Source organism: Octadecabacter temperatus, assembly GCF_001187845.1.
Taxonomy (GTDB): Bacteria; Pseudomonadota; Alphaproteobacteria; order Rhodobacterales; family Rhodobacteraceae; genus Octadecabacter; species Octadecabacter temperatus.
On sequence record NZ_CP012160.1, the window covers coordinates 1,759,814 to 1,781,636 of the forward strand.

Here is a 21,823-nt window from a genome sequence, read left to right on the forward strand (position 1 = left end):
ATCAGAACCTCATGATGAGATCATCGTCGTCATCCGCGTCGGCTTCAGGCGCTTTCGCGCGATCTGAGCTCTGGTTGACCCCATTAATAAGCAACACAGCCCCGACCAACAGCAAGAGGATCACAGCCCCATCTGCACCACCGCTAGACGCGGTTGGTGTCGAAACGGGTGCGCCGGCAAAAGCCGATGTTGCGAAGCCCATTGAAAGAGCGCTTAAGAAAATTGTCTTCATAATTTTTCCCCAAAAATTTTTAATATCCAAACCATAGGTTCAAAGTCATTTATTCCAAAGATGTTTTTTGAAACGGGGCGAAACACTTGACCAGCCGTCTCTGTCTGGTAGCACCTGTTTTCGGCGGGCCTGTAGCTCAGTTGGTTAGAGCAGAGCGCTCATAACGCTTTGGTCGTAGGTTCGAGTCCTACCGGGCCTACCACCGCGCAATTTGCAAAGGCAAATTCGCGGATCAGGACGTGGCGCTTTTGCAAGGCAAACTCACGGTGCCGTTTCCGCAAACGCATCTAATTCCGGTTCAGCGCCAATTCGTATCAACGCGCCAAAACGATTTCTGCCTTCAATCCGCCCATGTCCGCGCTTTCGCCAAGGCGCAGCAGCCCACCATGCGCGCGTGCAATATCTTCGACAATCGCCAAGCCAAGCCCAACACCAGTGCCTCGGTCTTGGTTGCGCGCAGGATCAAGGCGTGTGAATGGACGCACGGCGTCTTCTCGTTGCTCAGCTGGAATGCCCGGACCGTCGTCTTCAACACAAAACACCAGCGCTTTTGGCGTCATCGAAACCGTCAGACGGGCATTGCTGGCATAGCGCAGCGCATTGCCAATAAGGTTTTCAAGCGCGCGTCGGATCGCAAGCGGCCGAAGCGCCACTTCGCCTCCGCCTTCCATGACCCCGGCCGTAACCGCCTGCCCCATACGTTCGCCGTCAGCCAGAATGGTCGCTGCAAGTGCGATCGGATCCACCATTTCCGCCTCGCCCTCGGCATCACCACGGGCAAAATCAAGGAATGCATCAAGCAGCCCCTGCATATCATCGACATCGCGCACCAATGGCGCAGCCTCGTCTTCATCCATCATCCCCAAGCCAAGCCGAAGCCGCGTCAGCGGCGTGCGTAAATCATGGCTTACACCTGACAACATCATCGTTCTGGTATGGGTTTGGCGCTCAATCCGGTTGCGCATATCTAAGAATGCGTGACCCGCCGCGCGAACCTCGTTTGCGCCCGCGGGGTGATAGGGCACGACATGTCCGCGTCCGTACTCGGTGGACGCCGCCGCAAGCCGTTTGATCGGGCGCAACTGATTTCGCAGGTAAAAATAGGCAATCAACGTCATCAATGCGCCAAGCACGATCAGCCAAACCAACAGTTGGTGGGGGTTGGACGCAGACACACGCCACCGTTGAAATTCAATCAACATCGGTCCGTGTGCGCTGTCAAACCACAACTCAACCCTGCTGGTATTTGGAAGTACAACAGGGCCAAGCTCGCTCATGGTTTCGTGCAACGTTCGCTCAACCACGCCCCCCGTTAGGTCAAACCAACGGCGTTCGCCTGATGTCGGCATGCCAGACGCAGGGACGGTCAGTGTTAACCCCAGCGGCGTTGCAACGCGTTCCTCAACCGCCATTAGGTCTGTCAAATCCGGTGACGCGTTCACCGCATCTTGCACATACTGCAAATCCAGCGACACAGAGCGCGTCATCTGCTCTGTAACTTTTTCGAAATGGCGTTGAACAATGCCAATAGAAATGACCAATTGCAGGGTGACGACCGGCAAAACAAGGATCAGCGCCGCCCGCCCATAAAGGGAACGCGGCATGTAATGTTTGAGCCATTTGAAAGACATGCGATAAGCCATAACGCGAAGCTAATGCGAAATGGCAGACAAGGGAACGCAGTATGAGCAATGAGGCGCCAAAGGCCGGAGTTCCGGTCCAATTGGAAGACGGATTGTCTTGCGTGTTGGCCCCGAATCCGTCCCCGATGACCTACAGGGGGACGAACACCTACCTTCTCGGAAAAAATAACCTTGCAGTGATCGATCCTGGCCCCTTGGACGACGAACACCTTGCAGCATTAATAGCCGCAATTGATGGCCGCCCGGTTAGTCATATCCTCGTGACACATAGCCATTTGGACCATTCCCCCCTCGCCCGCGCACTGTCCGAAAAGACCGCTGCGCCGATCTATGCCTTTGGTGATAGTTATGCTGGCCGTTCGAAGATTATGAAAACTCTCGCGGCATCAGGTGAGATGGGTGGTGGCGAAGGTGTCGACCATGACTTCACACCAGATATTTTGTTGACCGACGGTGAGGTTATCGACGGAGACGCTTGGACGCTCACCGCGTGCCACACACCGGGACACTTCGGGAATCATCTCAGCTTTCTGTGGGGCAACGCCGCCTTTACTGGTGATCACTTGATGGGTTGGGCCAGCTCGCTTGTCTCGCCGCCAGATGGTGATCTTACGGATTTTATGGCGTCTTGCGCTGCACTTTCGAAAACGGCGATGACTCGCGCCTATTCTGCCCACGGCGCGCCGATTTTTGATGCTCAATCGCGCCTCGCAGACCTCGTTTCCCACCGTTTGACCCGCGAGGCAGAGATTCTCACCGCGCTAGACAACGGCCCCGCAACATCGGTTGAATTAACCAACCGTATCTACCACGACATCCCAAAGCCCTTACTTCCAATGGCGCAACGCAATGTGCTGGCCCATCTTGTGGACCTCATCCAACGCGAAAAAGCCGCATCAATAGGCCCGCTTTCAGCCTCAGCGCAATTTGTCCTGACGTGAAGCGAAAAAACCTTTCAACCCCCCTAGACGCGCCAGAATCTCGTGGCTATACGGACCTTGGTTTTCCGGCGTAGCTCAGCGGTAGAGCAGTTGACTGTTAATCAATTTGTCGTAGGTTCGATCCCTACCGCCGGAGCCACATTACTAAATAAAAACAAATACTTAAACGCAATTCAGGCTATGTGAACTGTATCGGTATGTATGTGCGCAAGCACTACGGAAGCAAGGTATGTCATATGATTGGCGTTGCACGCCTGCCACAGAGCTGCGCCTTTAAAGTCGGATAAGCGCTCGCAATGGGGCAGATAGCTGACTTTCGCTGTAGTCTGTTCCAAGGTCAGCTAAGCGGGAAGAAGCGAACCTTCCGGTCTGCAAGTTTAAAGTCGGCGGACGCACGCCAGGTTTGAACGGTCGTTGTTGGTTTGGATTTCACGCCCTCCTTCTGGAGAAACAGCACCATAACACAGAGCAAGCACGTATCAGATTAATGCATCATTGAGAATGCAGAGCTGGCCCCGAACTTCAAGGAAATACCTAACATCTAAGGCCAAGCCGACAAGCTGTTGCATTGGCCCGTCCCAGCGTCGGCATCAGAGAGACAACATACTGCAATCGGCCCTTGCGGTTCTATGACTTAGTTTAAGCCAACGGGCGATGCCGCACGGCAGGGCGTGTTCGATTGCATAGAGACGTCTTATGACTCAAACCGCATCCACATAAACAACGGCATGCCGTGATCGACCGAAATTGACTCAGGACAGAGCAATTTGAAAAGGCTGGTATCTGGAAAACTTGGGGTGCCTCAAGTCAAAATCCATTTTAGAGCAGGAAGTCGGTGGACTCCAAATCAACCAATCCGGTCAGCTCAATCTCGAAATCCGCCGTGCCGTCGCCGTCGAGGTCGGCTTGTATCACGGTAGTCCCCATCGCGGCGTCTTGTTCGAAACGAAGTTCGCCTGCGGTGTTTGAGAACGCGGTGTCTTGGATAAAGTCGAACACGTCGTTGCCACCGCCACCCACGGAGTTGGCGTCAAAACGGCTGATCTCGATCCGGTCTTCGCCAGATGTGAAGTCGGTGATGATATCGCGATTGCCCGTGCCCACACCCGACTCGACGGTATTGAAGTAGATGAAGCGATCGCGCAACGTGTCGTCGCCTCCAGTCATGGTATCAACGCCCGCATTTCCATAGATCGCGTCGGCCCCGGCCTCGCCCAACAACGTGTCATCGCCACCGCGCCCGTAGAGCCGGTCAGTGAAGTTGCCGCCGTAGAAGATATTGTCGGCTGTGTCGCCCCGCAGCTGGTCGTTCCAGTTTGAACCTTCGAACACCTCGACATCGGTGTACGTGTCCCCCACCGCGAACCCAAAGTTCAGCGCGTTGATTTGCAGATCAACAATCACCCGCCCTGTGGTGCTGGTAAAGGTGACCGTGTCGGTCCCGTCGCCGCCATCGATAGCGTTCGCGCCTGCGTCGCCTTCTAGCGTGTCCGCGTTAGACGATCCCTCGAGGTTCTCAAAACCGGTGAACACATCTCCCGTCGCATCGCCTCCGCTGGCCGCTCCGGTGGTCATGTTTACGGACACACCCGATGACGAGGTGGAGTAGGACAACGTGTCTCCCACGGCACTGTTACCGCCACCGTCGAGGACGTCGCTTCCGCCGCGGCCTTCGATTGTGTCGTCGCCTTCATTGCCATCAATGTCGTTGACCGCGTTATCGCCTCTCAGTACGTCCTCGCCACCACCGGCTGAAATGTTTTCGAACTCAAAAAGGTCGGCGATGTAGGTGCCACTCACGGTGTAGAAGCTCTCACCTTCCAGATCGACATCGTAATCAGAAGAGTAGGTTTCAAACACGAATGTATCGACGCCGCTGCCGCCGGACATTTCGTGGTTGCTGCCTAGATTGCCTTGACCCACACCTGTCAATGAAAACCCAATAATATCATTTCCGGCGCCGCCGTCGAACTGGTTCGTGCCGGGCACGGGAAAGCTTGTAGTGCTGCTGGAGACAAGAATGATGTCGTCGCCATCACCACCATCAATGGCGTTGTCGCTGCCGTTGCCGAACAAGATGTCATCATACTGGGATCCGATCAAACGCTCGATGTTGATCAACGTGTCGTCACCTGCACCGCCCGTTGATTGCTGCGATCCTTGAATGGACAAGTCAACGGTGACCCCAGAACCAGCCGTTTCATAGGACGCCGTATCGTTACCAACACCGCCATCCAAAGTGTCATTACCCTCGCCGCCCGTGAAGACATTGTTGCCGGAGTTCCCCGTAAAAACGTCGTTGACTGAGGTCCCCACGACGTTCTCGATATCGCGTATAATATCGGTGCCGTTGCCGACTGCACTTCCATCGACCGCGCCTTCGGCAAGGGTGACCGTGACCCCAAACAGACTCTGCGAAAAATCGGCCGTATCCCGCCCTCCGTCGCCGTCAATCGTATCATCACCGACACCACCGTAGAGGGTGTCGTTGTTCGCGCCACCGTTGAGTACATCATTACCATATTGGCCATAGAGGGTGTCTTCACCCACTCCGCCGTCTAGTGTGTCATTGCCAGCGGAATAGACCGCCCCATTCGCGCCACTCGAAGAGTAACCGTGATCACCGTAGAGAACATCATCTCCACCGTGGCCATTGAGAATGTCGTTACCTCCATTCACGATAACGCCAGAAGAATTGGAATATTCGAAATCACCGTACAGGGCGTCGTCTTCACTGCTGCCGTTCAGTATGTCGTCACCAGCATTGAGTATGGTGGCATTACCGTAGAGCCAACGTACGTCACCAGTTAAAGTGACCTCACGATTGGTGCCGGTGAGAATGTCATCACCCCCGTAAATCGTATGCATCTGACTACTACTGAAGTCGCCGCGGATAGTGACATTCCCGGCGCCAGCGGCGCTGATGTCTGTGATTTCATCATTACCACCGGTAATTTCCCCAATCGAAAAAGTAACCAAGCCTTCACCATTCACAGTAATACTTAAGTTTGGATCGAGAGCATCAATAGTAACGACATCATTGCCACCAACAAAACCGTCACGGACAAACTCGCCGTCAAGATGGTAATCACCGCTGCCGGTGAGCGTGCCTGTATCGTTCGACCCCACATGACCCTCAAATGGGGTGTATGGTCCAAAGGAAAAATCTACGGCGTCGCCGCCAATGTTGAATGTATTGTCCTGTGAAAACGCAGCCGTCCAAAATAAATCGTCATTCCCGCTTATCAAGTCAGCCAATATCGGCTGCAACGACGAAAACGCGATGGTGAGGTCAGTGTCACCGTCATTTTCAGTATCGATTAGTATCTGGGCGACGCTGCCCGTCGGGTCTGCGCCGGGGTAGGTAAAGGCCCCCACAAGGGTAATTCGACTTCCGTCAAAAGTTGTCCATTCATATGTCGACGAGCTTGACGTCAAAACAACATCAATATCCACGTCAAAATTCCGGTTATCAGGCAGAACACTTCCAGTTGCAGCAGTAATCGTAGCCATCATAAATTCCTTTTAAAATACTTGCACGTCCGCAGAATATTGCCGGATCGCCCCAAAATAGAGGTTAATGCTAACGGCAACTTTGGCATTTGGCAAATTACGGAATCGCTGCGTAGCTATGGGCTCAAAGCCGCCGTTCGCTGCAACTGCGAACGGTCTGGCCTACCGGAAGGTCTGCTCTGCGGACAAAGTTAGCTTTCGCTGCAGCCGCGCCAATGTCCGGTTTGATATCATCAGAGTTAAAGGCCAATCGCTTGATACGCCCCCGAAATACGTTTGATGGCAATCTCATATGCAGCGTCTCGTAATGTCACGGCACCATCCCGGCTTTGGTGCGCATGTGCCGACACTTCGGCAAACGCTTGATGCATCATTTCAGCCAAACCCGACCGTACAAGGTCGATTTCGCCGCGTTCGGCGAGAAATTCGCCCTTATGTTCAGACGGAAAAGATTGCCCTGTCATTTTCTCCATCGAGTGGGCGAGAATACGATGCTCCCGGTCGGTCTGGCGACGCTCCATCAAGCCAAAGGGCATGTGGGTGAGGTTTTTAACCCATTCAAAATAGCTGACGACCACTCCCCCTGCATTGGCCAACATATCAGGTATGATCGTGATGCCGCGTTGTCTGAGAATTTCATCAGCGGCATATGTGACGGGGCCGTTCGCAGCTTCCACCACCAGCCGCGCTTGAATTCTTGCTGCGTTGTCCGCGTGAATGACGCTTTCCAAAGCCGCGGGGATCAGGATATCGCAGGCATCTTCCAATGCCGCAGCGCCGTTCATGTCAGATGTTCCGCCCTCAAATCCCATGATGCTGCCCGTCGCGATTTGATGCGCTTTGAGGGCCGCGATGTCCAAGCCATCGGCGTTGCGCACCACACCGTCATGTTCAATCACGGCGATAATCTTGCACCCATCGTCAACGCTGAGAAACTGCGCGGCGTGGCAGCCGACGTTTCCCAACCCCTGTATGATAACGCGCTGCCCCTCCAGTTTGTCGCTCTCAAATCCTGCAGCGTGTCTGTCCCGTTCAGACTGAAAGAACGCATGGATCGCGTATTGCACACCGCGCCCTGTGGCTTCCGTTCGCCCAGCGATCCCGCCACCTTCGACCGGTTTGCCTGTAACGCATCCCATTCCGTTGATATCATCGGGTTTGTAGCGGCGATATTCATCTGCAATCCACATCATCATTTGCTGATTGGTGCCAACGTCAGGGGCCGGAACATTGGTGGCAGAGGCCAGAAACCCGTGGCGCATAAGTTCTTGCGCGAAGCGGCGGGTGATTTTCTCAAGCTCGAACGGCTCCCAATCGGACGGCGTGATTTCCAATGCGCCCTTTGATCCGCCAAACGGCAGGTTGAGCAAGGCGCATTTATAACTCATCAGCGCGGCCAATGCTTCGACCTCATCTTGATCAACGTTGGGCGCGTATCTAATCCCGCCCTTTGCAGGGCCGCTATGGGTGGAATGCGTGGCGCGCCATCCACGAAAGGTAAACATCCGCCCGCGCAGACGCACACCAAAGCGGGTGACATAGGTTGCATTGCAGGCCTTAATTTTATCAGACAAGCCATCTGGCATATCCACATTTACGGCTGCGCGGTCGTACATCGCCTCTACGTCAGACAGGAACCCCGCGCTCATGATTTTGCCTTTCCATAACCACCACCACCGGGGGATTTGAGGACAAAAACATCACCGACATCCATCTGCGCGACATCATTACCCTGCATTGCGATCTGAGTTCCATCCGCACGAACGACAGAGTTTTCGCCCGTAGCGCCGGGTGCCCCGCCTGATGCCCCATGTGGCGCAGTTTTGCGATGTGATGTCAGGGTCGTGACGGTCATCGGTTCCATAAACCGCAATTTGCGGATGATGCCGTCACCACCTTTGAACGCCCCATCACCACCAGAACCGCGCCGGATTGAAAATTCCTCCACGCGCACGGGAAAACGCGTTTCCAGAACTTCTGGGTCCGTCATGCGGGTGTTGGTCATGTGGCTGTGTACAGCACTGGCCCCATTGAACCCATCGCCTGCACCGGTGCCGCCGCAAATCGTTTCATAGTTTTGGACGTCGTCATTACCATAGACGAAGTTGTTCATCGTCCCTTGGCTGCCCGCGACGACACCAAGCGCACCATAAAGAGTGTCTGCGATGGCTTGGCTGACTTCAGTGTTGCCCGAAATAACCGCAGCCGGCGCATCAGGGTTGATCATGGATCCTTGGGGAACAGTTAGATGCAGTGGCTTCATGCAGCCTTCGTTCATGGGGATGTTGGCCCCGACGAGCGTGCGGAAGACATACAAGACCACGGCGCGACAGATGGACAAAGGTGCATTGTAGTTAAGTTCATCTTGTTTGGACGTACCCGTAAAATCAATGTCAGCAGTACGTGCTTTTTTGTCGACCGAGATCTTCACTTTGATCTGAGCACCGCTGTCCAGTGGATAGGTGAAATCGCAATCATGCAGCACCTCCAAAACACGGCGCACGCTTTCTTCGGCGTTGTCTTGGACATGGCCCATATAGGCATGCACAACGTTTAAACCGAACTGTCGGGTGATCTTTTGCAATTCCCGCTCGCCCGTTGCGTTGGCGGCAATTTGCGCGGCCAAATCGGCCATGTTCTGATCCACATTGCGGCACGGATATTTGGCGGAAGACAACAACTCACGGGTTTGCGCCTCTTGCAGGACGCCTTGTTTGACCAGCAGGAAGTTGTCGATCAACACGCCTTCTTCATCAATATGGCGACTGTCTGGGGGGGCGGAACCTGGCGTCGTGCCACCAATGTCGGCGTGGTGCCCGCGAGAGGCCACCGTGTAGATGATGTGTTCACCAGTGGCATCAAAAACCGGCGTGATGACTGTCACATCGGGCAAGTGGGTGCCGCCATTGAACGGGTTGTTCATCATGAACACATCGCCGGGGCGAATTTTGCCCGCATTCTGCCGCAGGATCGAACGTACGCTGCCCGACATGGACCCCAGATGCACCGGCACATGTGGTGCGTTAGCGACCAGATCACCGTGATGGTCGAAAATCGCACAAGAGAAATCCAAGCGTTCTTTGATATTCACTGAAAAAGCGGTGTTCGCGAGGGTCGCACCCATCTGTTCGGCAATGGACATGTAAAGGTTGTTGAACACCTCAAGCATGACCGGATCAACAGTGGTGCCGATGGCCTCAACGCGATCCAGCGGCACGATGCGACGCAGCACAAGGTTGCCACCCGCCGCGCACTCAGCCTGCCAACCATCCTCAATGATATTGGTGCCCGTTGGTTCGGTCAAAATCGCAGGTCCTTTGACGGTTTCCCCAGCCGCAAGGCACGCGCGATTGACCAAGGGTACATCCACCCACGTCCCGTGGACATACATTCGGGCGGTTTTACCGTCTACATTAATGTGGGCTGTATCGGGTAAGGTCACCGTTTCGCCAGTAGAGCCAATCGCCTCCGCTGTAAGCAGATCGATGATCAACGTCGCGTTCTCAGGCACAAAACCAAAGCGGGTTTTATGCGCCTGATTAAAGCTAATGGTCATCTCGCTCGGGGTGCCGAAAGGCACCTCCAACGTCTGATGCGCGCCGTCGGTACGGATATGCGCGGCGACGACCGTGGAGATATCTGTGTCGGCAATACCCTGAGACAGCACGTCCGATTGGGTCGCTTCAATCAAGTCGCCAAGGGCGATTTTAGCCCGTGTCGTGTCGTCAATGGGTCCGGCAAATTGGTGTTCATGGATCGATCTAACATCTGCCAACCCCATCCCAAACGCAGACAGAACGCCCGCGAATGGATGGATAAAGATGCTTTCCATCCCCAAGGTGTCCGCGACCAGACAGGCGTGTTGCCCGCCCGCACCACCAAAGCAATTCATGGTGTATTGGGTCACGTCATAACCACGTTGCACACTGATCTGTTTGATCGCATTGGCCATGTTCTCGACCGCAATGCGCAAGAACCCTTCAGCGATGTCCTCGATGGATTTGTCCGTGCCAATCTCGTGTTTCAAGGCAGTGAATTTTTCACGCACGATATCCGCATCGAGCGGTTGATCCGCCTCCGGCCCAAAAACCGAAGGAAATTGGGAAGGCTGCAGCTTGCCCAGCAACACGTTGCAGTCGGTCACGGTCAGCGGGCCACCACGGCGGTAAGCAGCAGGGCCTGGATTAGCGCCTGCGCTTTCAGGGCCAACCTGCATACGCCCGTCACGATAAGACAGAATTGATCCCCCACCCGCGGCGACCGTATGGATCGACATCATTGGCGCACGCATCCGCACACCTGCCACTTCAGTCTCGAACGAGCGTTCAAATTCACCCGCATAGTGGCAGACATCCGTCGATGTGCCGCCCATGTCGAAACCGATCAAGCGATCAAACCCTAGGTCGGCGGCTGTGCGCACCATACCCACAACGCCACCCGCAGGGCCGGACAGGATCGCATCCTTACCTTGGAACCGCGCAGCATCCGTCAAGCCGCCGTTGGATTGCATGAACATCAGGCTATCACATCCGCCATCCTTGGCATTCAAGGCAGACGCAACTTGTTCAATATAGCGGCGTAAAATGGGGGATAGGTAGGCATCTACGACAGCGGTATCACCGCGCGACACCAATTTGATCAACGGGCTGGCCTCATGGCTAAGAGAGACCTGCGTAAAGCCCGACTGCCGTGCCATTTCGCCTAAACGCACCTCGTGATCGGTGTATTTATAGCCGTGCATCAGCGCGATTGCGACAGACCGGTAACCTTTTCCATAGGCACGCGACAACGCTTCGCGCGCCTTTGTTGTTTCGAGGGCTGTGATGATTTCCCCATCGGCTGCGACCCGCTCGTCAATCTCAATCACCTCTTCATAGAGCAATTCCGGCAGCTTGATGTTCAAAGCAAAAAGATCAGGGCGGTTCTGATACCCAATGCGCAACAGATCGCGTAGCCCTTTGGTGATTAGCAAAACCGTGCGCTCGCCCTTTCGTTCCAACAAAGCGTTGGTTGCGACAGTCGTGCCCATCTTCAACGCAGAAATTTGATCGGGCGGGATGTCTTCACCGGGCTCGACACCCAGAAGCGACTTGATGCCATGCACGGCAGCGTCGGGGTAGACTTCTGGATTATCCGACAAAAGCTTGTGGGTCTGCAACGTGCCATCAGGTTTGCGCGCCACTATATCTGTAAAGGTGCCGCCACGGTCGACCCAAAACTGCCACTTCTTATTGTCCACGTAATCCACATCGCTCTCCCAGAATCAATTTGTTGTTGCTTTATGGATATAACGCTGACAAATTGTCAACGTAATGGATTCGAATTTATTCGCGCCATTTTGATCTTGATAGGGAGAGACCACATGAAAAACTTTATTCTTGGCGCAGCGGCGCTTGTCTGTGCAACGGCCGTTCATGCGCAAAGCTGGGACATGTCGACACCGTATGGCGACAGTACATTCCATACTCAGAACATCGCCCAGTTTGCAAATGACGTACGCGCTGCAACCGACGGTGCGCTTGATATCACGCTGCACTCTGCGGGTTCTTTGTTCCCGCACGCCGAAATCAAAGGTGCCGTGCGCAATCGCTCTGTGCCATTGGGCGAATTCTTTCTGTCACGTCTGTCAAACGAAGATTTGGCGTTCGGCGTAGACAGCCAGCCTTTTGTTGCAACCAGCTATGAGGATGCAGCGCGCCTTTGGGCCGCCCAAAAGCCCGTCATATCCGAGTTGTTGGCCGAACAAGGCTTGCTGCCGCTGTTTTCCGTGCCGTGGCCAGCCCAGGGCCTCTATACAAACGGTGAAGTCGCAACCGTCGATGATCTGAACGGGTTGCGCTTCCGCGCGTACAACGCCGCGTTGGAAGAATTCGCAACACTGGCAGGTGCCGCACCTGTCCAGATTGAGGCGTCCAATATCCCGCAGGCCTTTGCGACAGGTCAAGTTGAAGCGATGATTACATCCCCGTCGACAGGCGTGAACTCAACCGCTTGGGATTTCGTGACCCACTACACACCGATCAACGCTTGGGTGCCTAAGAACATCGTCGTTGTGAACCAGCGTATGTTTGATGGTTTGGATGCCGACACTCAGGCCGCCGTTTTGGCCGCAGCCGAAGCCGCCGAAACCCGCGGCTGGGAGATGTCTGCTACAGAGGCTGAGAGCATGACAGCTGCCCTCGCTGAGAACGGCATCACCGTCTACGAACCAAGTTCGGCTTTGATTGAAGGCTTGCAAGGTATCGGCGAGACGATGCTCGGGACATGGGATGCAGCCGCATCAGACAGCGCACGTGCGGTGCTCGGCGCCTACAACAATTAAATCCTCCCTGAACTGGCCGGCAGCATGTAAGCTGTCGGCCTCTTTTCTTGTAAAAAGGACGGCTTTGCGATGTCTCGCCTACTCCAAAAACTATACGACGTATGCGGTATGATGTCAGGCGGGCTGATCCTGTGCATCTGCCTTTTGATCTCAGCTCAGATTTGCCTGAACGCCTTCGGGCGTTTTGCGCCGGGTATCTTACCCTCAACCATTCCATCCTACGCAGATTTTTCCGGCTTCATGTTAGCAGGGGCCACGTTCTTGGCGATGGCACACACCCTACGCGCAGGTGGACATATTCGGGTCAACCTAGTGGTGTCACGACTGCCAAAGTCGGCTCAGTTCGTCGCCGAGTGTTTCGTTCTGATCACCGCCACCGCCTTGATCGGATACGCAACCTATTTCATGGGCGCACTTGTAGCGGAAAGCGTTCACTATGGGGATGTGTCAAACGGGATTATCCCTGTGCCGCTTTGGATACCGCAAGGTGTTGCTGCATTTGGGATCGGGCTACTGCTCGTGGCCATTGTTCATACATTGTTTGACCTACTTTCGGCCCGCGCACCGATCCTTTCTAGCCCAGGGGAGGTGTAGTCATGTCAGATCCAATGATTGGCCTTGTCCTTCTTGGGCTTCTAATGGCCCTGTTGGCCAGTGGTGTATGGGTTGCCATTTCACTTTCGCTCGTTGGTCTTACGGGCCTCGTGTTTTTCTCGAACGCCCCGTCGGGGTTGGTCTTGGCCTCTACATTTTGGGGGCATTCGCACTCATGGGCATTGACGGCTTTGCCGCTGTTTATCTTGATGGGGGAAATCCTGCTCAGGTCCCGCATGAGCGACGATATGTTTACTGGCCTTGTTCCGTGGCTTAGCCGCGCACCGGGCCGTTTGCTGCACGTCAACGTCTTTGGCTGCGCGATCTTTGCGGCGGTGTCGGGCTCATCCGCGGCGACGGCGGCGACCATTGGCCGAATGTCGGTGCCAGAACTGACCAAACGCGGATACCCCGAAAGCCTGATTTTGGGCACGCTTGCCGGATCAGCCACGCTTGGCCTTCTCATTCCGCCCTCGATTATCTTGATCGTCTACGGCGTCGCGACCGAGCAATCTATCGCCCGCCTGTTCATCGCCGCCATCATTCCAGGCATCATGCTCATGACGCTGTTCGCAAGCTATGTTGCAGTGCGTGCTTGGATGAACCCCGATTTGATCCCGGCAATTGACGAGACGTTTTCTCTGCGCGAAAAGTTCCGTTCCTCGCGCAGGTTGATCCCTGTCGCGCTGTTGATTGGAGGGGTTATTGGGTCAATCTACGGGGGCCTTGCCTCGCCGACGGATGCGGCGGCATTGGGAGTCGTGCTAGCAACAGTCCTTGCGTGGACCTCTGGCGGGTTTAGTTGGAAACTGTTTGGCGAGGCGGTAATGTCGGCCACCCGCACATCCTGTATGATTGCCCTGATCTTACTTGGTGCGGCGTTCTTGTCAGTTTCTATGGGGTTCACGGGTCTGCCACGAAACCTTGCAGCCTGGATATCTGACATGAACCTGTCGATCACTGCTTTGCTCATTGCTTTGACAATTTTCTTCATCATCCTTGGATGTTTTCTGGATGGGATTTCGGTCATCGTACTGACAACGTCGATCATCATGCCCATGGTCAGCGCCGTGGGGATCGATCCGATCTGGTTCGGAATCTATCTTGTGATTGTCGTCGAAATGAGCCAAATCACTCCGCCCGTCGGGTTCAACCTGTTCGTCATCCAAGGGCTGACGGGTATCGACATTCTCAGGATCGCCAAAGCTGCGTTCCCGTTCTTCCTGTTGCTGTTGTTGGGCGTTCTACTGATCTGCTTGTTTCCGCAGATCGTGACGTTCCTGCCGACTTACATGGCAAGTTAAAGCGATGCTGCCGCCCTGCTGGCCTGATCATACTGGCCGGACAGGGCGCGCATGCTCGCTGCGATCTCGCGCATTTCTTCGCCCGTCATATCCAACCGTGACAGCCCGTCCAAGAAACAACGATCCCGCACCTCTCGATAGGCTTCGCACAATTTTTCCCCCGCAGGCGAGGCGCTGTAAAAAACTTCTTTCCCACGCTTTTCCGACACGAGTAGTTCCATCTTCATCAACTTACGCAACGCATAATTCACTGTATGCGTGTCCTCGATGTTCAGCAGAAAACAAATGTCAGTCAGCCGCTTATCGCGACCGCGATGATTTGTGTTGTGCAGGACAAGGATTTCTAGCGGTGTCAGATCAGTATTGCCTGCCGCTGACATGCATCGTGTCATCCAACGTGAAAAGGCATTGTAGGCGATAATCATTCCATACTCGATTTCGGACGACTCCCAATTCGTGCCGTCCGCCAAGTGGCGGGATGAAACGATCCGTCGCTTCGGGATGTCATGTTCGTTCATACCTACAATTCCTCAACGTTTTGCTTGTGTTTAATGTATGTTTTGCACATGAAGAATTCAATTTGTCTTTTCAGAAATGATCACGTCGCAAAAAGGTTCGGCGCGAAAACCAGACATTCGAACGCATCGCAGCATCGGTCACATTGGACTCAAACCAGCCGTTCGCTGCGGTTGAAAACGTCGCGTGCTACCGAACGTCCGCTTCTTCATACGAAGAAACCAAGTTTCGCATACGCAGCGAAGGGCCGCTTTCCGCCCTAAGTGACGAATGCTGCACTGCAATGGAGGAGTTCCCTCCCTGCCCTAACGATCACACAAACCTAGTTCCAGATCTCCCCGCCGAGCACGAGGTTTTGGCGGTTGAGGGTCAGGTTAGTTCTGCACCGGATTTACGCACCAGTCCTCGGGCCTTGTTCTTATTATCGGCTGTGTTCGTTGCAAATATCATGAAATTCGTTCCAAAGCTGTAAACCGGTCATTCGTGCAGGACGCAGCGAAGGTCTGCTTCGAGCCCAAAGTGACCAATTTCTGGGCCGCAGCGAAAGTCCCTTTTGATGCAAAGGAGCTTGCTTCGCCCTCAAGGTCATCCCAGCGCTGCCGTTTGTTTTGGATGCGACAAATGTGAATTGGGCCTAAACCGCCGTTCGCTACGCGGTGAATGAATGGTCAATGATTGCCGATTTGTTGCTTTGCAAATCTTCCTGCTTGCGTTCACTATCACCGAAGTGAGTTGCTCCGATCCATCCATTGTCGCTTGAACGGGCAATATAAGCCCTTGTCGACACCGGCAGTCATGGCCCAAATACCTCATTCTCCTTCGGTCAGGCGCTCAATAATACTCCGATCCGCGGGAGCAACTCCCCCTTCCCTTACCTGATAAAATCTGTCAGGTAAAAGCCACCTAGCACTCTGCGCCCGGCAACAATCAAAACTTTGACCCAAATTTTGGTGTCACCTGCAGCTAAAAAAACCTGCAGTAAGCGATTGGGATTTCTTATGAAAAGTCGAACTGTTGCCGAATGCGGGCGAAAGATGAGCGAAAAGGACAGTCACTTATCTGACCTGAACATGCCATTTAGCTATCTCGCCATTTTACAAATTGCGCGCCTCTACATGCAAAGCGTCGCGCATCCGCCATCAATGGCGTGGATGGCTGCACTGTCCGGTGCGGATGAAACGTTCGACGAGATTTTCGGACCTCAAGTCGCGGCACGTACTTTGGAAACCTTGCAAAAGGTCCGCCTTTCACGCCGCTCTTTGTTCAATTTTAACAGCCCGACTTGCCCATCGTGTTGCCAGTTCGTGACTGAACATGAACGCAGGTTCATGACCGCGCTTGACTGTGTCAGATCCGGCGCGACGGGTCAGGCAAAAATAGAATTGATCATGCTGTGCGAAGGTAACGATGTGGTGCCGGCGCTCAATGCAATGGATCGGTTGAACGAACTTATCGCCGCGTTTTTGTCTTCAGGAGTCCGCGCCCCAAAGTTCTCTGACGACATCGCACGGAGATATATGTGATGTCTTCTTTCCCCAAGGCTACATCAGAGCTCTCGCCCCAGATTGCACCGTTACTTCCAGTGTTTCGCCATCACTTGGCAGCCCTACATGGCAACAACCCGCTGGCTTGGCGGATGGCATTTAGTTTGGCTGAACAACGTTGGGGCGAAGGCCTCGGTCTTGCCATGGCGCACCGCAGTCAGGTGTTTTTGTCGGCATTGCTTGCCTGCAGGAACGTGCCTTTACACGGCTTTGATCCTTTGGACATAGACGAGCGTCAAAACCTGACGGAAGACGAAGCAATACTGATGAGCATCTTGTCCGCAATGTGTGACGATAACACTGCGCAAGCACGACACCTGATCGCACGGGTGGCAAAAAATCGAGTGACCGCGGAAACCGTAAAGGCAGGGCTATCTCTCGCGCATTTACTCGGGTCGCCATCAACATCGATCCGCCGCCCACAAGCCCCGAAACTAAGGGCCGTAAGTTAATCCAGCACGACAACAAAGGTAGAATTCATGGCGACACCACCCAAGCGCGTTCCACGCATCATGCATGTCACTACAAAGACATGGATTACAAAGAATATAATCCGCGTCACCTGCACGGCGGATTGGATCAAGACCTTAGAAACAGGCATTGAGGGCGCACATTTCAAGCTGTATGTGCCCAAGCCGGACCAGACGGATGCGACCTTCACCACCGAGCTTGAAAACGGCCCGCGTCCGGACATGCGCACCTATACCATCCGCCATATTCGCAACCATGTGGGTGAAATCGACATTGATTTCGTTGACCACGGCGACGGTGGCCCCGCCAGCGCATGGGCCCGCCGTTGTGGCCCCAGTGACATCGCAGGGTTTTCTGGCCCCGGCCCGATCAAGCTGAAAGACTTTTACGCCGATACCTATATCGTGGCTGCGGATATGTCTGCCCTGCCCGTTGCTGCGGCAACGCTGGAAGCCATGCCGCGCGATGCCAAAGGCGTCGCGTTTCTGGAGATAACAGCCCCCGAAGACAAACAGGACATTTCCGCGCCTGAAGGCGTAAATGTGCAATGGTTGATCCATCCAGAGCCGCATGTGCCAGTCTCGCAATCGATTGACCGCATCAATCAATTGCCGGAATTTACGGGACCTGTCCAAACCTGCATCGCGGGTGAAAGCGGCATGATCAAAGCCCTGCGCAATGAGATCGTGAACCGCCGTGGCGTGCCCAAAGGGGATGCGTATATCTCTGGGTATTGGAAAATCGGGTTGATCGAAGACGAACACCAAAAAGTTAAACAGGTCGAGGCACGTGCTAGTGCCTAAAACTATCTAAAGTAGCGGCTCTGCTGTTGCGTATCGGCGCCCACATTCATGTGGGCGCCGATCTTTGTTTTAGAACGTGTATTCGACGCTCAGACCAAATGAACGGCCTTCTTCCTGATTGGGTTCGACTTCGCCTACGAAATCCTGACCGTAGGTCGCCCGCGCAACGTAGGATTTGTCGAACAGGTTGTTCACCTCCGCACGCAGCGTTAGACCGTCGATATTGTCAGGGCGGTACTCAACGAAAGTGTTTACGACTGTATAGCCGGCAATATCAACCGAGCTGCTGTAAAGCGTGTCGGTCAACGTGTAATCCAACGCATGCTGGATATCGCCACCTACAATGACACCGTTGTTGAACTGATGCGCCGCCTGCAACGTAACAAGTTCACCCAGTGGAATTGTCAGGTAGTTTGCGGTGTATGAATCTGCATTCAACCTGTTCACTTCGGTGTCCGTGTTTGCGTATCCGATCCGGACAAACCCGCCGTTCCAATCGCTCGAGAAACCAAGTTCGAACCCTGTCGCTTCGACATCAGCAGTCAGCGCAGGACCGCCGCCCCACGTTGCGGCACGGGAGTTATCGATCTGCGTTGAAAACACTTTTCCGTCGATCACCCCCCAACCCGTGTCTAAGCTGGCCGCCAGATAGACGTTATCTGCGGTGACATCTTCGATATCGGCAGTTGAGTAATCCCATCCAGAGTTCAGGATGTAGTTCTCTGCCAATTCGATACCTCCCCAAACATGGGAATACCCTGCACTCAGTGTTAGGCTATTGGACACATCCACTTCACCGCTGGCATTGTACGACAGACCGCTTGTCGATTGCTCAGAGCCGTCAACGCCAGTGAAGTTTTGGAAATCCGCCCGCAAACCGGTAAACAAACGCGTATTCGTTGTTGGCTCCATGCGCAGCTGCGCAAAGACACCGACGTTGGTCAGCTCTTCGCCCGCTGTGTCATTCCACGCCGGAGTGGTGGCGTTTTCGTAGTTCAGGAGCGTCTCGTCCGAATAGAAATCGAGACCGGCATTCAGTTCACCCAGCCCAAGTTGGAACTTGTTTGAAATCTCACCGTTTAGGCTTGTGGTTTCGCCTTCGCTGTAGGCTGTGGTGCTCAGATCCAACTCATCGTTGATCAACGTCGTGCCACTGTAGGAAAGACGGACTGTCGGGTCCCAAGACGCCGCTGGCTGAACGCTGGTGTACTCAACGCTCAGGTTGGTGCGGGTCAAATCGTAGGACCGCGTTTCCGGTACAGGACGCCCCCCAACCAACGCGCTAATATTCGAACGATATGGGCGCAAAGCATCATCTGCCACCTGCTCTAATGAGAACTCGAAACGGCCACCCGCATCTGATTGATAGGCGACTTTGCCCAGAAGGCTTGTCAGGTTTGTTGTGGACCCTAGGATCGTTTCACCGTCGCCATCGATCCGGTCGTTGCCGGTTGCTTAACGCGCAAAAGCAAGCGCTTCGACACGACCTTCGCGAGCGTAAGTCGTCAGACTGTTTGTGAACACGTCACCATTGGAATCGTATTCCGTTTTGAAGGACCCGCCGAAATTGTCGCCGTCTTCCAAAAGGTCTTCGACATCTACGGTTTCATATTCCAACGCACCGGCCAATGCACCTGGGCCTGCGTCTGCAGGCGCAACACCCGGATCGATGCGCACGGCTTGCAGCAAGGACGGATCGATCAGTGTCGTCGTATTGTGGTGGAAGATGCGGTTGTTTTGACGTGCACCGTCAATAGAGATCGCGAGGTTGTTTTCCTCGATCCCGTTCACATACAGTTTTTGCGCCATCGGAATGCCGCCACCAACAGACAAAGTTGGTTCAGCTGCGAACAACTCGGACAGGTCAGCAGGATTACTGAGCGCGAGCGCCTCACTGGTGATAGAAACCCCGTCTTCGGCTTCTGGGTTCAGCGGCGCAGAAACGAAGATCGTGCCAAGGAAAACTTGCTCGTCGGCGAAGTCAACGTTTGCGTTCAGGTCTTGTGCCCATGCCGACACGGGGCCCATGCCCAGTGCGATGCAGGTCGATAGTTTTAGAAATTTCATAGGATATCCCCCAAGAATAATTGCTAGGGGGCTGGGGGAACCTTGCTGCCTATTGCCCCTCTTAAAGTGGATGTTTTGGGCAGGGGCAATGCAGTTGAACTACGAATGCTAAACTGTTGCAAACACGTTACAAATAGCACCTTCAGCGCCCCTGAAACTGGATAGAAAACGACGTTTGCGCGCCCGAGGGCGGGGCTGGAAACGGGGCTGCCCGTCGAACGTGATTGACCGCAATTCTGTCCAATTCCGCATCGCCTGAACTTTGCCCAATCCCCACTGATGCCAACTGCCCAGATGCCCCAACCCGAAAACTGACCACCGCAACGCCGCGCGATCTGGTGTTCTCTCGGCGGGTGCGACTAATGCGACGCATAACGACGTTCCCGTAGTTGGCCGCCGCCTGCCTTGCGGCTGCAACTGCCGCCTGGTCAACCTGTTGCCCCTGCCCGCTTGGCGTGGCTTGTGCGGTGGGTGGCGCCGTCGTCTGTGTGCCACGCCGCGTATCTTGGTTCGAATTCCCCTGCGGTGCCGCCGGTGTCTGGCGCGCCTGTTGCGTTTGACGTGGCGGCGGCGGTGGTGGCGTTTGCCCCAAGTTCGCGGGGCGGCGCGGAGGTCGAACGGTATTGGATGTGACGTCGTTCACCACAACATCAGGCAAGGCCTCGATGACTTGCGGCTGAACACGCGCAATTTCGGTAGGTTGGACAGCAACTACAGGTGCTGGCGCAACCGATGCTATCGCCGCTTCGGGGACCGCGGCAACATCGGCGAGCATTTCGCTCAATTCTTCGGGCTGCAACTGCAGGCCCGCGTCAGCAGTCTCAACTTCGGCCGTGGTGGCCGTCGGTGTTGGTAATGGCGTGGGGGACGCATCAGCCTGATCGGTTATTTCAGACGGTGCCGAGGTGTCAGGTTCTGACGCCTCGACACCTTGAACCATGTCGGCAAAGCTGTTGCCCTGCGCTGTCAAAGCCGGTGGTGGCCCCGCCGCCGAGGGCGCATTTTCTGGCAAAGCCATCGCCCAAACAAGCGCACCGTGAGCCACGGCAGAGACTGCCAAAAACGCAACAACAGACGCGCGAACATTCATTGCTCCAACCCTCGCTCTGTCACCAGCCACACCGATTCCGCGCCCGCCTCTCGCAGTTCGGCAACACGTGACATGAGCGTTCTGGCTGACACCGCGCGGTCCGCGACCAAACGCAAATCTGCCCCGTTCGGACCATCCAAGGATGCCTCAACAGCCTGATCAATCGTCACTTCCGCGCCGCGCAGAAACAACGTGCCATCGGCGCGCAAAACGACGGTATCAGGTGGTGCGCGGCCTTCCAGTTCCGCGGTTTCGATCAGGCTGGTTTCATCATCTAACGTCGGCGCCAAAGCCCCTGCGATCATGAAAAAGACGAGCATCAGAAACACGATATTGATCAGTGCAATCGTCGGTTCTGACTGAGCGCGACGCGCGGGTTTTGTCAGGGCCATATCTTATTCCAAAACCACAACTGAAAGATCAGGCCGCGCGGCAAGAACCACCAACAGGTCAACCAAACGCTGCGACGTGACGGCATCACGGGGCGCGATCAATAATTGTTGTCCTTCGGGTGGCGTGAGGCTGTCGATCTGCTCGATCACGCTGCCCAAGGTATAGCCCTGCCCGTTCAGCTCCACGCTGTTTTCATCCAAACGCAAGAACAGCGGCGGCGTGTCTGATGTTGTCCCACCGCGCCCAGCCGATGCGCCCGTCAGCGGGATCTCCGCGAACCGCGTGAACGTCGAACTCAGCATAAAGAACAACAAAAGTAGAAAGATAACGTCGATCAGCGATGTCATCGAAAGCGACTTACGGCGTACGGAGGTAATACGAAGGGCCATC

At 54.8% G+C, this 21,823-nt stretch carries 18 protein-coding genes and 2 tRNA genes; 9 read left to right on the top strand and 11 right to left on the bottom strand.

The features are described from left to right. Position 1: 1 nt before the first annotated feature. The gene (locus OSB_RS08795) at positions 2-232 is read right to left on the bottom strand and encodes a hypothetical protein (RefSeq protein WP_049834638.1); all 231 of its coding nucleotides are present in this window, start codon (positions 230-232) and stop codon (positions 2-4) included. Between the two features lie 125 nt (positions 233-357). Between OSB_RS08795 and OSB_RS08800 the strand changes: the two genes are divergently transcribed. Continuing rightward, a tRNA-Ile gene (locus OSB_RS08800) sits at positions 358-434 on the top strand. A 112-nt stretch (positions 435-546) separates the two neighbouring features. On the opposite strand, the gene OSB_RS08805 is transcribed toward OSB_RS08800, so the two are convergent. After that, complete coding sequence (locus OSB_RS08805) at positions 547-1,863, bottom strand: ATP-binding protein (RefSeq protein WP_049834639.1); 1,317 nt, start codon at positions 1,861-1,863, stop codon at positions 547-549. A gap of 53 nt (positions 1,864-1,916) precedes the next feature. Here OSB_RS08805 and OSB_RS08810 point away from each other — a divergent pair, with 53 nt between their 5' ends. Together OSB_RS08810 and OSB_RS08815 are read left to right on the top strand one after the other, a co-directional pair. After that, positions 1,917-2,816, top strand: coding sequence for an MBL fold metallo-hydrolase (locus OSB_RS08810; protein WP_049834640.1), 900 nt, complete (start codon positions 1,917-1,919; stop codon positions 2,814-2,816). Positions 2,817-2,880: 64 nt separating this feature from the next. After that, positions 2,881-2,955, top strand: a tRNA-Asn gene (locus OSB_RS08815). A 680-nt stretch (positions 2,956-3,635) separates the two neighbouring features. Here OSB_RS08815 and OSB_RS08820 read toward each other — a convergent pair. The 3 genes from OSB_RS08820 to OSB_RS08830 form a co-directional block, all read right to left on the bottom strand. Beyond that, complete coding sequence (locus OSB_RS08820; RefSeq protein WP_049834641.1) at positions 3,636-6,329, bottom strand: beta strand repeat-containing protein; 2,694 nt, start codon at positions 6,327-6,329, stop codon at positions 3,636-3,638. 239 nt (positions 6,330-6,568) lie between these two features. Further along, complete coding sequence (locus tag OSB_RS08825; protein ID WP_049834642.1) at positions 6,569-7,978, bottom strand: Glu/Leu/Phe/Val family dehydrogenase; 1,410 nt, start codon at positions 7,976-7,978, stop codon at positions 6,569-6,571. After that, the gene (locus OSB_RS08830; RefSeq protein ID WP_049834643.1) at positions 7,975-11,577 is read right to left on the bottom strand and encodes a hydantoinase B/oxoprolinase family protein; all 3,603 of its coding nucleotides are present in this window, start codon (positions 11,575-11,577) and stop codon (positions 7,975-7,977) included. Before OSB_RS08830 ends, OSB_RS08825 begins: the two co-directional genes overlap by 4 nt. 114 nt (positions 11,578-11,691) lie before the next feature. Between OSB_RS08830 and OSB_RS08835 the strand changes: the two genes are divergently transcribed. The 3 genes from OSB_RS08835 to OSB_RS08845 all read left to right on the top strand — a co-directional run bounded on the left by OSB_RS08835 (position 11,692) and on the right by OSB_RS08845 (position 14,549). Next, complete coding sequence (locus OSB_RS08835) at positions 11,692-12,651, top strand: TRAP transporter substrate-binding protein (protein WP_049834644.1); 960 nt, start codon at positions 11,692-11,694, stop codon at positions 12,649-12,651. A 69-nt stretch (positions 12,652-12,720) separates the two neighbouring features. Then, positions 12,721-13,245, top strand: a complete 525-nt coding sequence (locus tag OSB_RS08840) for a TRAP transporter small permease (protein WP_049834645.1) — start codon at positions 12,721-12,723, stop codon at positions 13,243-13,245. A 2-nt stretch (positions 13,246-13,247) separates the two neighbouring features. Continuing rightward, positions 13,248-14,549, top strand: a complete 1,302-nt coding sequence (locus tag OSB_RS08845) for a TRAP transporter large permease (protein WP_049834646.1) — start codon at positions 13,248-13,250, stop codon at positions 14,547-14,549. On the opposite strand, the gene OSB_RS08850 is transcribed toward OSB_RS08845, so the two are convergent. After that, complete coding sequence (locus tag OSB_RS08850) at positions 14,546-15,067, bottom strand: winged helix DNA-binding protein (RefSeq protein ID WP_049834647.1); 522 nt, start codon at positions 15,065-15,067, stop codon at positions 14,546-14,548. The genes OSB_RS08845 and OSB_RS08850 overlap by 4 nt on opposite strands. 996 nt (positions 15,068-16,063) lie before the next feature. Between OSB_RS08850 and OSB_RS08855 the strand changes: the two genes are divergently transcribed. From OSB_RS08855 to OSB_RS08865, 3 genes are read left to right on the top strand one after another with little or no spacing between them, the layout of a single operon-like run. Further along, positions 16,064-16,588 (top strand): hypothetical protein, encoded by a 525-nt coding sequence (locus OSB_RS08855; protein ID WP_143831230.1) that lies wholly within the window; start codon positions 16,064-16,066, stop codon positions 16,586-16,588. Then, positions 16,588-17,061, top strand: coding sequence for a hypothetical protein (locus OSB_RS08860; RefSeq protein ID WP_143831233.1), 474 nt, complete (start codon positions 16,588-16,590; stop codon positions 17,059-17,061). Before OSB_RS08855 ends, OSB_RS08860 begins: the two co-directional genes overlap by 1 nt. A gap of 27 nt (positions 17,062-17,088) precedes the next feature. Continuing rightward, a complete protein-coding gene (locus tag OSB_RS08865) occupies positions 17,089-17,883 on the top strand; it encodes a siderophore-interacting protein (protein ID WP_049834650.1) in 795 nt (264 codons plus the stop codon). A 69-nt stretch (positions 17,884-17,952) separates the two neighbouring features. Here the strand turns inward: OSB_RS08865 and OSB_RS08870 are convergent, their stop codons facing one another. The 5 genes from OSB_RS08870 to OSB_RS08890 all read right to left on the bottom strand — a co-directional run bounded on the left by OSB_RS08870 (position 17,953) and on the right by OSB_RS08890 (position 21,822). Beyond that, positions 17,953-19,206 (bottom strand): porin family protein, encoded by a 1,254-nt coding sequence (locus OSB_RS08870; protein WP_049834651.1) that lies wholly within the window; start codon positions 19,204-19,206, stop codon positions 17,953-17,955. Between the two features lie 132 nt (positions 19,207-19,338). Then, positions 19,339-19,950, bottom strand: a complete 612-nt coding sequence (locus OSB_RS08875) for a TonB-dependent receptor plug domain-containing protein (protein WP_049834652.1) — start codon at positions 19,948-19,950, stop codon at positions 19,339-19,341. A gap of 142 nt (positions 19,951-20,092) precedes the next feature. After that, positions 20,093-21,040 (bottom strand): energy transducer TonB family protein, encoded by a 948-nt coding sequence (locus tag OSB_RS08880; protein ID WP_049834653.1) that lies wholly within the window; start codon positions 21,038-21,040, stop codon positions 20,093-20,095. Continuing rightward, positions 21,037-21,432, bottom strand: a complete 396-nt coding sequence (locus tag OSB_RS08885; protein ID WP_049834654.1) for an ExbD/TolR family protein — start codon at positions 21,430-21,432, stop codon at positions 21,037-21,039. Before OSB_RS08885 ends, OSB_RS08880 begins: the two co-directional genes overlap by 4 nt. A 3-nt stretch (positions 21,433-21,435) precedes the next feature. Next, a complete protein-coding gene (locus OSB_RS08890; RefSeq protein WP_049834655.1) occupies positions 21,436-21,822 on the bottom strand; it encodes a biopolymer transporter ExbD in 387 nt (128 codons plus the stop codon). Between the last annotated feature and the right edge of the window lies 1 nt (position 21,823).

Coding starts and splice junctions, on each gene's coding strand:
- OSB_RS08795 (WP_049834638.1), bottom strand. CDS start 232: ATGAAGACAATTTTCTTAAGCGCTCTTTCAATGGGCTTCGCAACATCG.
- OSB_RS08805 (WP_049834639.1), bottom strand. CDS start 1,863: ATGTCTTTCAAATGGCTCAAACATTACATGCCGCGTTCCCTTTATGGG.
- OSB_RS08810 (WP_049834640.1), top strand. CDS start 1,917: ATGAGCAATGAGGCGCCAAAGGCCGGAGTTCCGGTCCAATTGGAAGAC.
- OSB_RS08820 (WP_049834641.1), bottom strand. CDS start 6,329: ATGGCTACGATTACTGCTGCAACTGGAAGTGTTCTGCCTGATAACCGG.
- OSB_RS08825 (WP_049834642.1), bottom strand. CDS start 7,978: ATGAGCGCGGGGTTCCTGTCTGACGTAGAGGCGATGTACGACCGCGCA.
- OSB_RS08835 (WP_049834644.1), top strand. CDS start 11,692: ATGAAAAACTTTATTCTTGGCGCAGCGGCGCTTGTCTGTGCAACGGCC.
- OSB_RS08840 (WP_049834645.1), top strand. CDS start 12,721: ATGTCTCGCCTACTCCAAAAACTATACGACGTATGCGGTATGATGTCA.
- OSB_RS08845 (WP_049834646.1), top strand. CDS start 13,248: ATGTCAGATCCAATGATTGGCCTTGTCCTTCTTGGGCTTCTAATGGCC.
- OSB_RS08850 (WP_049834647.1), bottom strand. CDS start 15,067: ATGAACGAACATGACATCCCGAAGCGACGGATCGTTTCATCCCGCCAC.
- OSB_RS08855 (WP_143831230.1), top strand. CDS start 16,064: ATGAAAAGTCGAACTGTTGCCGAATGCGGGCGAAAGATGAGCGAAAAG.
- OSB_RS08860 (WP_143831233.1), top strand. CDS start 16,588: ATGTCTTCTTTCCCCAAGGCTACATCAGAGCTCTCGCCCCAGATTGCA.
- OSB_RS08865 (WP_049834650.1), top strand. CDS start 17,089: ATGGCGACACCACCCAAGCGCGTTCCACGCATCATGCATGTCACTACA.
- OSB_RS08875 (WP_049834652.1), bottom strand. CDS start 19,950: ATGAAATTTCTAAAACTATCGACCTGCATCGCACTGGGCATGGGCCCC.
- OSB_RS08880 (WP_049834653.1), bottom strand. CDS start 21,040: ATGAATGTTCGCGCGTCTGTTGTTGCGTTTTTGGCAGTCTCTGCCGTG.
- OSB_RS08885 (WP_049834654.1), bottom strand. CDS start 21,432: ATGGCCCTGACAAAACCCGCGCGTCGCGCTCAGTCAGAACCGACGATT.
- OSB_RS08890 (WP_049834655.1), bottom strand. CDS start 21,822: ATGGCCCTTCGTATTACCTCCGTACGCCGTAAGTCGCTTTCGATGACA.